This is a genomic window from Micromonospora sp. NPDC051006 (assembly GCF_044456245.1).
Classification (GTDB): Bacteria; Actinomycetota; Actinomycetes; order Mycobacteriales; family Micromonosporaceae; genus Micromonospora.
Window position 1 is genome coordinate 113,470 of the sequence record NZ_JBITFP010000003.1, and the last position, 13,028, is coordinate 126,497.

Genomic DNA, 13,028 nt, shown 5'->3' on the forward strand with positions numbered 1-13,028 from the left:
CTGCTCACACCTGCCTAGAGTTGACCGTGGTGAGCAGGGTGTACCGGATCGGCGAGTTCGCCGAGCGCATCGGGCGCTCGGTGAGCACCGTGCGCAGGTGGGAGGTCGAGGGTCGGATCTCGCCTCGAAGGACGCCGACCGGTCAGCGGTACTTCGACGACACGGACGTGCGGCGCGTGCTCCAGCCCGGTTTTGACGAGAGTGCGCGGCGGACGGTGGTGTATTGCCGTGTCTCCTCCCCTGGTCAGAAGGCTGATCTCGCCTTGCAGGTTGCCGCGATGGAGCAGTTCTGCCGCGCCCGCGGGCTTGCTGTTGACGAGTGGGTCAGCGAGGTCGGTGGCGGTATGGACCTGCGCCGCAAGAAGTTCCTGGCCATCATGGACGGCGTCGACCGGGGAGAGGTGTCGACTCTGGTCGTGGCCCATGAGGACCGGTTGGTCCGATTCGGGTACGACTACCTGGAGCACGTCGCCGCCCGCAACGGCTGCGAGATCCTGGTCGCCAACCAGGAGTCCCTCTCTCCCCGGCAGGAGTTGGTCGAGGACATGTTGGCGATCGTGCACAGCTTCTCCGGCCGGTTGTACGGGCTGCGGCGTTACGAGAAGACACTCAAGGACGAGCTGCGCGGCGGCGACCAGTGAAGGTCACCCGCATCGCCTACTCGGATCGGCTGAACCCGGGTAAGTACGCCGCGCTGGCCGAGCAGGCTCGGCGGTTGGGCCGGGTGCGCAGTGAGATTTGGCAGCGGTACGGCTCGGTCAACGGGGTGGGATCCGGACTGAAAGATCGCCAGGTTCGCGACGCCTGGCTGGCGGCCGGGACGCACAAGCAGTTCGGTGTGCTGGCCAACGCCTGGAAGGAGACCGTCCGCGACGCCGTCGACGACATCGCGGCGAACCTGGCCTCAGCCAAGGTCCAGGTCCGCCGGGCGATCAACAGGCACACCGACGACCCCGCCGAACGGAAGCGGCTGTTTACCGCGCTGAAGAGCAACCGGTGGGCCGACGATGTGTTCCTCGCGCGACAGGTGCGCAAGCACTGGAAGCGTGGCCGCAACCGCACCCACGGTCAGATTGTCGTGCGTGCCGACCAGCACAACACTGTCGTTGACGGGCGCGGCCGGCTGTGGCTCGCCGTCCCCGGCCTCGAACGCCGCAAGATGGTCAAGATCCCACTGTCCACCACCGTCGCCCCGACCGGCACGCTCCGGCTGATCCTGCGCGGTGCCCGGGCCGAGGTGCATTACCAGATCGACGCGTCACAGATGCGATCGTCGCAGCGGCCATGCGGCAGTCGGGCTGTCGGCGTCGACAAGGGCTACACCGAAGCCTTGACCGACTCCGACGGGGAACACCACGGCACCCGCCTCGGCGGACTGCTGACTAACGAGTCGGACCGGTTGAAGGAACGCAACCGGCGTCGGGCGAAACTGCGCTCGATCGCCAACAACGCCGCCCGTCGCGGAGACCACGCGAAAGCGGCCAGGATTAACGTCAACAACCTCGGCACGGTGAAGAGGGACCGCCAGGCCGTCAGGCATCAGGCGCGGGTCCGCACGGAAGTTTTCACCGCCGTGCACCGGGTCGTCGACAAGGCTGCCACCGTGGTCGCCGAGGATTGACCAAGAGTTTCGCCGGGCGCAGACCGCTCGGCAAGAACGCGAACAGGCGCCTCGCCGCGTGGACCAGAGGGGTCACCGCCGAGGCCCTAGCAAGCGTGTCGGAGCGCAGAGGTTCTGCGCTCGTGCATGTCAACGCCGCCTACACCTCACAAGCCTGTCACCGCTGCGGCTGCCTCGGCCGACGCAGCGGGGACCGGCTTCACTGCACCTCGTGCAGGGTGGTGTGGCAGGCCGACATGAACGCCGCGATCAACATCCTGCACCGAGCCGGCGACCCCGACATCGCCCTGCGCACCCCGCACCCCCGGGTGAAGCAGATCTTGCAGGAACGGACCGATCGCCACCGGACCAGACTGCCGGTCCAGGACTCCAGCCCAGCCACGGCTAAGCGGAGAGCGAACTATCCGAACCGCTCAGCAACGAGCAAAAAGTAGGAAGCAGGGTAATGCGGCGCACATCCGGGGCGCTCTATGACCGGTGAGCCAGGTGGGGCGGTAGTAGCCTGACCGGCGGACCCCACCCCGGGGCGGAGAGACGGCGAGGTGATCATGGCGGTACGTCGGCACGCGGCGCGGTTCGCGACGGTCTGCGCGTTGCTGGGCGGCCTGGTCGCGCTCGGCGCGTCACCGGCGCAGGCCGACGACGACTCAGTGCGGGTGCGTTCCGCCAGCAGTTTCGCCGCCGGCGGCTCCGCCCAGGGGGTGAATGTGGAGGTGCGCAAGCGCACCGACGGCTGCGTGATGCTGCGTACCTCGCTCGGGCTGCGCCTCTCCGGTCTCGCCGCGAACCAGGTCACGGTGCAGGTCAGCTACGGCGGACGCTGGTTCCCGGTGCCCCTGGGCGGCGGCGACGGCGCGGTGACCACGCAACAGACCTCGCCGGCGAAACCGACGCTCTGCAAGGGCAAGGGCATCACTGTCCGGTACCGGGTCGGCTTCGCGGCCGGCGCTCCGGACGGTCGGCTCACCGTGATCGGCGAGGCGACCACCGCGACCGGGCGGGAGCTCGGCCGGGGCGCCGCCTCGTCCCGGGTGGTCAACAAGCGCGCCAGCGCCTCTCCGACCCCGTCGAAGAAGCCGTCGCCCACGCCGAGCCCGGTGGCCACCGCCGCGGCCGCCGACGCCGGCACGACCCCGGCGGCGCTGGCCGGACCGGCCGGCGGCCCCGACACCACCGCCGCCGAGAAGTCCGGCGGCCTCTCCCCGGTGATGTTCTTCGGCATCGCCCTGGTCGCCGTCGGGGCGTTGCTGATCGTCTTCCTGGTCCGACGCTCCCGGGCGGACAAGGCCTCGGCCGACGAGCCGGGCATGCCGTTGCCGGGCAACCCGGGTGGCACCACCTACCGCTCCGCCGGTGGCCCCTCGGCCGCGCCCGGCAGGCCCAGCCAGGTGTACGGTCAGCCGCCCGCCCCCGGCGGGACGTACGGCGCGCCACCCCCGCGGTCGGGCGGCGGCGTCTACGGTGCTCCGCCGGCCGCCGCATCGGACGGTGGGGTCTACGGCGCTCCGCCGGCAGGCCTGCCGGACCCGACCCGTGCGCTGCCCGGGCAGCCGGGTGCCCGGATCCCCGCCCAGCCCGACCCCGCCGCGCCGACCGGTTCGCCGGCTGCCCCGAGTTCGGCGCCGCCGGCACCCGGGCTTCCGGGCGGTCCGCCGCCGGCCGAGGGGGGCGACCACACGGTCTTCATGCCCCGGCTCCCCGGCTGAGCGAGGCGTAGCCGGTGCGCTCCGATACGCTCAGGGTGCTTGCCGACCTGCACCCAAGGAGTAGAACCGGTGTCTGATCTGTCCCAGGTTGTGAAGGCGTACGACGTCCGAGGGACGGTGCCGGACCAGTGGGACGAGCGGGCCGCCGAAGCCCTCGGAGCCGCCTTCACCCAGCTGCTCAACGCCACCGACGAGCCCGGCGACGCCGTCGTCATCGGCTACGACATGCGGGAAACCTCGCCCGGACTGGCCGCCGCGTTCGCCGCCGGCGTCCGCGCCGAGGGCCGCTCGGTCATCGAGATCGGCCTCGCCTCCACCGACCTGCTCTACTTCGCCTCCGGCACGCTCAACCTGCCCGGGGCGATGTTCACCGCCAGCCACAACCCGGCTCAGTACAACGGCATCAAGATGTGCCGGTCCGGCGCCCGGCCCATCGGGCAGGACAGCGGGCTCGCGGAGATCCGCGACCGGGCCCAGGCGCTGCTGGACAAGGGCGAGTCCCGCCCGGCCGGCGAGCCGCACCGCCCGGTCGAGCGCCGGGACATGCTCCCCGACTACGCGGCGTACCTGCGTAAGTTGGTCGACCTCTCGGGTATCCGGCCGCTGCGGGTGGTGGTCGACGCCGGCAACGGAATGGGCGGCTTCACGGTGCCGAGCGTGCTCGGCGACGCCGCGCTGGCGCCGTTGCCGCTGGAGATCGTGCCGCTCTACTTCGAGCTGGACGGCAGCTTCCCCAACCACGAAGCCAACCCGCTGGACCCGGCGAACCTGGTCGACCTCCAGCGGGCGGTGGTCGAGCACGGCGCGGAGATCGGGCTGGCCTTCGACGGCGACGCCGATCGCTGCTTCGTGGTCGACGAGCGGGGCGAGCCGGTCTCGCCGTCGGCGATCACCGCCCTGGTCGCCGCCCGGGAGCTGGCCAAGCACCCCGGTTCCACCGTCATCCACGGCCTGATCACCTCCAGCGCCGTCCCGGAGATCATCCGCGAGCACGGCGGAGAGCCGGTGGTCGCCCGGGTGGGGCACTCCTTCATCAAGGCGGAGATGGCCCGCACCAACGCGATCTTCGGTGGTGAGCACTCGGCGCACTACTACTTCCGGGACTTCTGGTTCGCCGACACCGGCATGCTCGCCGCCATGCACACCCTTGCCGCGCTCGGCGAGCAGTCGCTCCCGCTCTCGGTGCTGGCCGGCGAGTACGAGCGTTACGTCGCCTCCGGTGAGATCAACTCGACGGTCGCCGACCAGGCCGGCACGGTGCGCGACGTACGGGCCGCCTACCCGGACGCCGAGGCCGACGAGATGGACGGGCTAACCCTTCGCTTCCCGGACGGCGCGTGGTTCAACCTGCGTGCCTCCAACACCGAGCCGCTGCTGCGGCTCAACGTCGAGGCGCCCACCCAAGCGCGGATGATCTCTCTCCGCGACGAGGTGCTCGACCGGGTTCGCCGATAAGATCGCCTGCGCCGCCGGCACCGCCGACGGCTGAAGCCGCACACGTGGAAGGAGCCGCGCCGTGGCCCTGGATCCGCAGTTGCTCGAGATACTGGCCTGTCCGGACACGCACCACGCACCGCTCGACTACGACGCAGCGGCGCAGACGCTGACCTGCACGGAGTGCGGCCGGATCTTCGAGGTCCGCGACGACGTGCCGGTGCTGCTGCTGGACGAGGCGCGCGGCGGTCCGGGGCAGCAGCCGTGATCGACGGTACGGCCGGGGTCAGCGGTAACCGCAACGCCGACGAGGCCCTGCTCGACGACGCCGCCGCGCTGGCCGAGCGCGACCCGGGCGGCATGCTGCGGCACACCGCCTCGGCCGGCGCGCAGGTACGCGAGTCGGCGGCACTGGCCGCCGAGGCGAACCTCGGGGTGCTCGCCGACGACGGGCGGCCCCGGGCCGTGGTGATCGCCGGTATCGGCACCGCCGGACGCACCGGGGACGTGCTCGCCACGGTTGCCGGACCGCGCTGCCCGGTGCCGGTCATCGCGCACCGCAGCGCCGGCGTGCCCGGCTGGGTCGGCGCCGCCGACGTGGTCATCGCGGTGAGCGCCTCCGGTCGCAGTCCCGAGGCGTTGGGTGCCGCCGAGGCGGCGCACCGGCGGGGTGCCCGACTGGTCGCGGTCGGCGCGCCCGACTCGCAGCTGCAGTCGGTCGCCGAGCGGGCCCGTGCCCCCTTCATCCCGGTGCCCCGGCGCGCGCCGGCCCGGGCCAGCCTCTGGGCGCTCACCGTCCCGGTGCTGCTCGCCGCCCGTTCGCTCGGGCTGGTCAAGGTCAACGAGGCGGACCTCGCCGAGACGGCGGCCCGGCTGGACGCGGACGCCGACCGGAGCCGGCCCACCGCGGAGTCCTTCGTCAACCCGGCCAAGTCGCTCGCCCTCGGCCTGTCCGGCTCCATTCCGATCGTCTGGGGCTCGTCGCCGCTGGCCACGGTCGCGGCCCGCAGGTTCGGCGACACCCTCTCGGCCAACGCCCGCTACCCGGTGGTGACCGGGGCGCTGGGCGAGGCCGGCCGGGGGCGGGTGGGGCTGCTCGACGGCGTCTTCGGCGGCCTGGTCGAGGGGGAGCGGGACATCTTCTCCGACCCCGACGAGGACGCCAGCGACGCGACCCGGCTACGGCTGGTGCTGTTGCGCGACGGCGGACTCAACGCGGAGGACGACCACGACGAGCCGCTGGCGGTCGAGGAGCGCCGCGCGGAGGCGGTGCAGACGCTGGCCGAGCGGCGGGGGGTGCGCTGTGACGTGGTGACCGCCGAGGGCGGCTCCGCGCTGGAGCGGCTCGCCTCGCTGATCGCCGTCCCGGACTTCGCCTCGATCTACCTTGCCCTGGCCCACGGGCTGGACCCGATGGCGGTACCGGCCATCACCGAGATGAAGGAGCTGTCGAACCAGTGAGCGAACGCAGTGAGCGAACCGGCCGGCTCAGCAGCGCGGCGTCTCGCGCCGCCGTGCAGCGAAGCGGAGCGGAGGCGTGAGCGCCAGCGGCGGGAACAAGGCGATCGTCGCCGCCCTGCTGGCCAACGTCGGCATCGCCATCACCAAGTTCGTCGCGTTCCTGCTGACCAGCTCCTCGTCGATGCTGGCGGAGGCGATCCACTCGGTCGCCGACTCGGGCAACCAGGGCCTGCTCCTGCTCGGCGGCAAGCGGGCCAAGCGGGAGGCCACCCCGCAGCACCCGTTCGGCTACGGCCGGGAGCGCTACATCTATGCCTTCATCGTCTCCATCGTGCTGTTCAGCGTCGGTGGGCTGTTCGCGCTCTACGAGGCGTACCACAAGTGGCACGACCCGCACGGAATCGAATCCTGGCAGTGGGTGCCGGTGACCGTGCTGGTGGTGGCGATCGTGATGGAGTCGTTCTCCTTCCGGACGGCGATCAAGGAGTCCAACCACATCCGGGGCAACCAGTCGTGGGTGAAGTTCATCCGCCGGGCCAAGGCCCCCGAGCTGCCGGTGGTGCTGCTGGAGGACTTCGGCGCGCTGGTCGGTCTGGTCTTCGCCCTCTTCGGCGTCAGCATGACGCTGGTCACCGGCAACGGTGAGTGGGACGCGGCCGGCACCGCGATGATCGGCGTGCTGCTGGTGACCATCGCCGTGGTGCTCGCCATCGAGACCAAGAGCCTGCTGCTCGGTGAGGGCGCGGAGGCGCACGACCTGGCCGCCATCGAACGGGCCGTGACCGACGGCCCCGAGGTCGAGCGGATCATCCACATGAAGACGCTCTACCTCGGGCCGGAGGAGCTGATGGTCGCGGCGAAGATCGGCGTGGCGCAGTGCGAGACCGCCGAGGAGTTGGCGGCCGGCATCGACGCCGTCGAGGCGCGGATCCGCGCCGCGGTGCCGACCGCCCGGGTCATCTACCTGGAGCCGGACATCTACCGTGCCGACGCCGCCCGCGAGGGCAACGAGTCCGCCGCACCGCAGGACGCGTCGGACGAGGCGGCCGGACGGCCCGGGAGCTGACAGGTGGAACTGCTACACGGCCCGATCCGGGACTACGCCTGGGGTTCCCGCTCCGCCATCGCCGCCCTGCAGGGGCGTCCGGTGCCGAGCGACGGACCCGAGGCGGAACTCTGGCTCGGCGCGCACCCGGGCGCCCCGGCCTCGATCGAGCGCGCGGGCGCTCGGGTGAGCCTGACCGACGTGCTGGCCGCCGAGCCGGAAGTCTGGCTCGGCGACCGGGCCGTCAACCGGTTCGGCCCCCGGCTGCCGTTCCTGCTCAAGGTGCTCGCCGCCGATGCGGCGCTGAGCCTGCAGGCCCACCCGGACGCCAAGCAGGCCCGGGCCGGGCACGCCGCCGACCTGGCGCGCCCGGCCGGGGAGCGCAACTACGTCGACCCGTATCCCAAGCCGGAGCTGTTGGTCGCGCTCTCGGATTTCGAGGCGCTCTGCGGTTTCCGCGACCCGGCGGCGTCCGCGGCGGCTCTCGCCGCGTTCGGCGTACCGGCGCTGCAGCCGGTCGTGGCCGCGCTGCGCTCCGGCACCGCGGGGCTGCGCACGGCGGTACGCACGCTGTTGACCTGGCCGCAGCAGGAGCGGGCCGGGCTGGTGGCGGCGGTGGTCGCGGCGCCGGCCGACGGGCCGGACGCGGCGTTGGCGCGTGAGCTGGCCGCCAGCTACCCGGCCGACCCGGGGGTGCTGGTCGCGCTACTGCTGAACCACGTGCGGCTGGAGCCCGGTGAGGCGATCTGGATGCCGGCCGGCAATCTGCACGCCTACCTGCGCGGCACCGGCGTGGAGATCATGGCGGCCAGTGACAACGTGCTGCGCGGCGGTCTGACGCCGAAGCGGGTGGACGTCGACGAGCTGCTGCGGGTGCTGCGCTTCGAGGTGCTCGACGAGCCGGTGAGTGCGGCCCATCGGGTGAGCCCCGGGGTGGACTGCTGGCCGGTGCCGGTGGACGACTTCGCGCTGCACCGGGTCACGGTGGGCACCGAGGTGCCGGCGGCGGAGCTGACGGTGGCCGGTCCCCGGGTGGTGCTCTGCGCGAGTGGCTCGGTGACGGTGGACGACGGGTCGGGCGCGTTGACGCTCGCCTCGGGCCAGGCGGCGATCGGTGGCGCGTCGGGCGGTCCGGTGCGGATCAGTGGGTCCGGCGAGGCGTACGTCGCCTCCTCCGGCCTGCACTGAACACCGCAGCCATCGCAGCAGTCGCCGCCGTAGCGGCAAGTCCGACTTTCCCGAAATAGCTTGACGGGTAGCTCGCGCAGTGTGACTCTATGAGTACGCAGCGTTATCGCGACGACGGTCCGAGAACGTGCGGGGAACCAAACCGGGGGGATGCACGGGGCGGCCGGGTGGTGGGCGGGAGACCGTTCACAACCGACCGCCCCGTGCGCTGTCCGCCACCGGGCCCCGCGTCGACGACCGGCCGGGCCACCGCGGCTCGGCGCGCGTAAGGTGGAGGGTCGCGCAGCACATCGTCCGACAGGAGCTTTCATGACCAGCACCCTCCCGGCGTCCAGCGGGACGCCGTCCGAGGCCCGGCCGAGCACCGTCGCCGAGGGCGACTACAAGGTGGCGGATCTGTCGCTCGCCGAGTTCGGGCGCAAGGAGATCCGGCTCGCCGAGCACGAGATGCCCGGCCTGATGGCGATCCGCCGTGAGTTCGCCGACGCCCAGCCGCTGGCCGGCGCCCGGATCACCGGTTCGCTGCACATGACCATCCAGACGGCCGTCCTCATCGAGACCCTGGTCGCGCTCGGCGCGCAGGTCCGTTGGGCGTCCTGCAACATCTTCTCCACCCAGGACCACGCCGCCGCGGCGATCGCGGTCGGGCCGGAGGGCACGCCGGACGCGCCGGCCGGTGTCCCGGTCTACGCCTGGAAGGGCGAGACGCTCGAGGAGTACTGGTGGTGCACCGAGCAGGTGCTCACCTGGCCGGACGGCCAGGGCCCGAACATGATCCTCGACGACGGCGGCGACGCGACCCTGCTGGTCCACAAGGGCGTCGAGTTCGAGAAGGCGGGCGTCGTGCCGCCGGTCGAGTCCGCCGACTCCGAGGAGTACGCGGTCATCCTGGGCCTGCTGCACCGCACGCTCGCCGAGGACGGTCAGCGTTGGACCCGGGTCGCCTCCACCATCAAGGGCGTCACCGAGGAGACCACCACCGGCGTGCACCGTCTCTACGAGATGCACCGCGCCGGCACGCTGCTCTTCCCGGCCATCAACGTCAACGACGCGGTGACCAAGAGCAAGTTCGACAACAAGTACGGCTGCCGGCACTCGCTGATCGACGGCATCAACCGGGCCACCGACGTGCTGATCGGCGGCAAGATGGCCGTCGTGCTCGGCTACGGCGACGTGGGCAAGGGCTGCGCCGAGTCGCTGCGCGGCCAGGGCGCCCGGGTCGTGGTGACCGAGGTCGACCCGATCTGCGCGCTCCAGGCCGCGATGGACGGCTACCAGGTCGCCACCCTGGACGACGTGGTCGAGCAGGCCGACATCTTCGTCACCGCGACCGGCTGCTACGACGTCATCACCAACGAGCACATGGCCCGGATGAAGCACCAGGCCATCGTCGGCAACATCGGCCACTTCGACAACGAGATCGACATGGCCGGCCTGGCCAAGCGCTCGGACGTCACGCGGGAGAACATCAAGCCGCAGGTCGACCTCTGGCGCTTCGACGACGGCCACGCGATCATCGTGCTCTCCGAGGGCCGGCTGCTGAACCTGGGCAACGCCACCGGGCACCCGAGCTTCGTCATGTCGAACTCGTTCTCGAACCAGACGATCGCCCAGATCGAGCTGTTCACGAAGACCGAGGACTACCCGATCGGCGTCTACGTGCTGCCGAAGGCGCTGGACGAGAAGGTCGCCCGGCTGCACCTCGACGCGCTCGGCGCCAAGCTGAGCACGCTCTCGAAGGAGCAGGCCGACTACCTCGGCGTCTCGGTCGACGGCCCCTTCAAGCCCGAGCACTACCGCTACTGATCGACGTCCGAACGGGCCGGCCGCTGGTGCGGTCGGCCCGTTCGTCGTATCCGGCCGATCAGTGCGGGCCGGAGCGGCGCCGGGGGCGGATCCAGGTCCAGACGCACCAGGCGAGCCAGGCCAGCGACACCGCGGTCGCCAGCGCCCGCAGCCGCAGCGCGCTCAGCAGGAGGACCACCGCGAGGACCGCCAGCCACGGCCCGAAGCCCTTCACGAGCGCCACCGTCCGCGTACCAGCCGGCGGACCAGGGCGGGGGCCGTCCACGAGTAGACGCAGTAGGCGATCCAGAGCAGGCCGGCCAGCCCGGCGAGCAGATCCAGCCCGGCCAGGTTGAGCCCGACCATCACGGTCACCGCGACCAGCCAGGTGCGCAACATCCCCCACCGGTGCAGCGGGCGGAGCGGCAGCAGCAGCGGGTGGGCCAGCACCCGGGCCTCCCAGGCGGCGTTGGCGGCGTCCACGTCCGCCGGATCATGCGCCACCGCCTGCCCGAAGGACCGGTGCGCGGCATCCATCCGGCCGCGCTGGGCGGCGGCCAGGCCGTGCAGCGCGAGCGCCGCCGGGTGCTCCGGCCAGACACCGAGGAACTCCCGGGCGATCTGCTCCGTCGCCCGGTCGTCGCCCCGGGTGTACGCCAACTGGAAGCGGGACGCGAACACCGCCGGCGACTCCGGGGCGAGCGCGGCGGCCCGGGCGAGCAGCTGTTCCGCCTTGTCGGTCTGGCCCACCGCCGTGCAGAGGTCGGCGTACTGGCAGAGCAGCCAGGGGCTCTCGGGGGCGATGGCCAGCCCGTCGAGCAGCGCCTGTTCGGCCGGGGCGTACTCGCCGCGGTGTCGCAGCGCCAGGCCGAGGCGGCCGAGCAGCTCGGCGTCCGGCCCGAGCTCGGCCAGCCCCTGCCGGGCGGTGGCCACCACGTCGTCCCACCGGTCGAGGTCGGTGAGGGCGGCAGCGCGCAGTCGGAAGGCGGGCGCGCCGAGGGCGACGTCGGCGGGAAGTCGGGCGAGTTCCTCCAGGGCGGCGTCGGCCCGGTTCACCTCGAGCAGGTGGGCGGCCCGGGAGAGCGCCAGGTCGGGTGCGGTCATCCGCGATCGACCAGCAGGACCAGCGCGCCCTCGAGGAAGCCGAGGAGCAGGATCGCGGCGATGCCGGGCAGCCAGAGCGACGCCGGTTCGCCGCCGCGCAGCTCGTACGCCCGGAACCGGGTCTTCTGGGTGGCCGAGACGGCCAGCCAGACCAGCGCGCCGGCGAGCGACCCGACCAGCCGGGCCGGCCGGGCGTTGGCATCGGGGAGCAGCGTCACGGTGACCACGATCCGGGCGATCAGCGCGGCCAGACCGGCGCCGAGCACGGTCAGCACCGCCCGGCGGGTAAGGCCTAGCCGGGCGCCATTGAGGAGCGCGAGCACGGTGACCGCGGTCGGTCCGCCGAGGATCGCCGGCACCAGCAGCGACTGCGGGCGCCACGGCTTGCGTTTCGTCTGGTAGTCGGCCGGCGCGATGGTGGGGGTGAACAGATCGTCGGGCACGGTCGTCCTGTCTGCGGTAGGGGCCGTGCCGGATCCTGCCACAGCCGACCGGCTCGCCGCCCGCCCGCGACCGGCCACTTGAGCGGCCTCCGTCAGCGGCAGCCGTCAGTGGTCGCGCGGACGGGTGGTGTTGCTCATGAACGACTTGACGAGCCCCTCTGATCAGGAGGAAGGTGTGGCTGCCCTAAGTTAGCTGAGGCGTACCTAACGACGCGGAGCTCCGATGTTCGCCACCTATCTGATCGGCCTGCGCGAGGGCCTGGAAGCGACCCTGGTGGTCAGCATCCTGGTCGCGTTCCTCGTGAAGTCGCAGCGCCGGGACCGGCTGCCCCAGGTGTGGGCCGGCGTGGGCCTGGCGGTGGCGCTCTCGGTGCTCTTCGGCTGGCTGATCGAGTACACCTCCACCACGCTGCTGGCCCGCTCCGAGGACCGCGAGCTGTTCGAGGCGGTGACCTCCGTCGCGGCCGTCGTGTTCGTCACCTGGATGATCTTCTGGATGCGACGGGCGGCCCGGTCCATCGCCGGCGAGCTGCGCGGCAAGCTGAGCGAAGCGCTCGCGGTCGGCTCCCTCGCGGTGGCCGGGATGGCCTTCCTCGCGGTGATCCGGGAGGGGCTGGAGACGGCGCTCATCTTCTACTCGGCGGCCCAGGGCGCGGCCGGCGACACCGGACCGCTGCTCGCGCTGATCGGCGGCATCGCCACCGCCGTGGTGATCGGCGGACTGCTCTACGCCAGCGCCCTGAGGATCAACCTGTCCCGCTTCTTCACCTGGACCGGCGCGTTGCTGATCCTGGTCGCCGCCGGCATCCTCAAGTACGGCGTGCACGACTTCCAGGAGGCCGGCGTCCTGCCCGGCCTGAACAACCTGGCCTTCGACATCACCACCGTGCTCGACCCCAGCACCTGGTACGCGGCCCTGCTGGCCGGGATGTTCAACATCACCGCCGCGCCCACGGTGCTCGAGACGATCGCCTGGGTCGCCTACGCGGTGCCGGTCCTGGTGCTCTTCCTGCGCCCGGCCCGCCGGGCGACCGCGACCGCCCCCAGGCCCGCCCCGCAGACGAGCACCGACAGCGACGCCGCGCCGCAGGCGAGCACCGGCAGCGACGCCGCGCTGACGGCGGGCGCCCGCAGTGAGGCCGCGCCGCGGGCCGGCGCCGACAGCGAGGCCGCGCCCGCAACGGGCACCCGGACCGAGGCCGACACCGACGAGCCGGCGTCCGCGCCGCACCGTGCCTGAC

The 13,028-nt window shown here is 72.2% G+C and carries 14 protein-coding genes; 11 read left to right on the forward strand and 3 right to left on the reverse strand.

The window, feature by feature from the left end; translation table 11 throughout:
- Window positions 1-29: 29 nt before the first annotated feature.
- From ACIBBA_RS06860 to ahcY, 10 genes are all read left to right on the forward strand, one after another.
- Window positions 30-641, forward strand: coding sequence for an IS607 family transposase (locus ACIBBA_RS06860; RefSeq protein ID WP_396694513.1), 612 nt, complete (start codon window positions 30-32; stop codon window positions 639-641).
- A complete protein-coding gene (locus ACIBBA_RS06865) occupies window positions 638-1,621 on the forward strand; it encodes a hypothetical protein (protein WP_396694515.1) in 984 nt (327 codons plus the stop codon). Before ACIBBA_RS06860 ends, ACIBBA_RS06865 begins: the two co-directional genes overlap by 4 nt.
- Window positions 1,618-2,055 (forward strand): zinc ribbon domain-containing protein, encoded by a 438-nt coding sequence (locus tag ACIBBA_RS06870; protein ID WP_396694518.1) that lies wholly within the window; start codon window positions 1,618-1,620, stop codon window positions 2,053-2,055. Before ACIBBA_RS06865 ends, ACIBBA_RS06870 begins: the two co-directional genes overlap by 4 nt.
- Before the next feature lie 114 nt (window positions 2,056-2,169).
- Window positions 2,170-3,327, forward strand: a complete 1,158-nt coding sequence (locus ACIBBA_RS06875; protein ID WP_396694520.1) for a hypothetical protein — start codon at window positions 2,170-2,172, stop codon at window positions 3,325-3,327.
- Between the two features lie 69 nt (window positions 3,328-3,396).
- Window positions 3,397-4,782 (forward strand): phosphomannomutase/phosphoglucomutase, encoded by a 1,386-nt coding sequence (locus ACIBBA_RS06880; RefSeq protein ID WP_396694522.1) that lies wholly within the window; start codon window positions 3,397-3,399, stop codon window positions 4,780-4,782.
- A gap of 61 nt (window positions 4,783-4,843) precedes the next feature.
- A complete protein-coding gene (locus ACIBBA_RS06885) occupies window positions 4,844-5,029 on the forward strand; it encodes a Trm112 family protein (RefSeq protein WP_350868887.1) in 186 nt (61 codons plus the stop codon).
- Complete coding sequence (locus ACIBBA_RS06890; protein ID WP_396694524.1) at window positions 5,026-6,222, forward strand: SIS domain-containing protein; 1,197 nt, start codon at window positions 5,026-5,028, stop codon at window positions 6,220-6,222. The genes ACIBBA_RS06885 and ACIBBA_RS06890 overlap by 4 nt, the downstream gene beginning before the upstream one ends.
- Window positions 6,223-6,298: 76 nt before the next feature.
- A complete protein-coding gene (locus tag ACIBBA_RS06895; RefSeq protein ID WP_396694526.1) occupies window positions 6,299-7,288 on the forward strand; it encodes a cation diffusion facilitator family transporter in 990 nt (329 codons plus the stop codon).
- A 3-nt stretch (window positions 7,289-7,291) separates the two neighbouring features.
- Complete coding sequence (gene manA, locus ACIBBA_RS06900; RefSeq protein WP_396694529.1) at window positions 7,292-8,455, forward strand: mannose-6-phosphate isomerase, class I; 1,164 nt, start codon at window positions 7,292-7,294, stop codon at window positions 8,453-8,455.
- Between the two features lie 309 nt (window positions 8,456-8,764).
- Window positions 8,765-10,261, forward strand: a complete 1,497-nt coding sequence (ahcY, locus tag ACIBBA_RS06905; RefSeq protein ID WP_396694531.1) for an adenosylhomocysteinase — start codon at window positions 8,765-8,767, stop codon at window positions 10,259-10,261.
- 58 nt (window positions 10,262-10,319) lie between these two features.
- Here the strand turns inward: ahcY and ACIBBA_RS06910 are convergent, their stop codons facing one another.
- The 3 genes from ACIBBA_RS06910 to ACIBBA_RS06920 are packed head-to-tail and all read right to left on the reverse strand — an operon-like array spanning window position 10,320 to window position 11,787.
- Window positions 10,320-10,475, reverse strand: coding sequence for a hypothetical protein (locus tag ACIBBA_RS06910; RefSeq protein ID WP_396694533.1), 156 nt, complete (start codon window positions 10,473-10,475; stop codon window positions 10,320-10,322).
- A complete protein-coding gene (locus ACIBBA_RS06915; protein WP_396694535.1) occupies window positions 10,472-11,344 on the reverse strand; it encodes a tetratricopeptide repeat protein in 873 nt (290 codons plus the stop codon). Before ACIBBA_RS06915 ends, ACIBBA_RS06910 begins: the two co-directional genes overlap by 4 nt.
- A complete protein-coding gene (locus ACIBBA_RS06920) occupies window positions 11,341-11,787 on the reverse strand; it encodes a hypothetical protein (protein WP_396694538.1) in 447 nt (148 codons plus the stop codon). Before ACIBBA_RS06920 ends, ACIBBA_RS06915 begins: the two co-directional genes overlap by 4 nt.
- 223 nt (window positions 11,788-12,010) lie before the next feature.
- Between ACIBBA_RS06920 and efeU the strand changes: the two genes are divergently transcribed.
- Window positions 12,011-13,027: an iron uptake transporter permease EfeU gene (gene efeU, locus ACIBBA_RS06925; RefSeq protein WP_396694540.1), complete on the forward strand. Its 1,017-nt coding sequence runs from the start codon at window positions 12,011-12,013 to the stop codon at window positions 13,025-13,027.
- Window position 13,028: the final 1 nt, after the last annotated feature.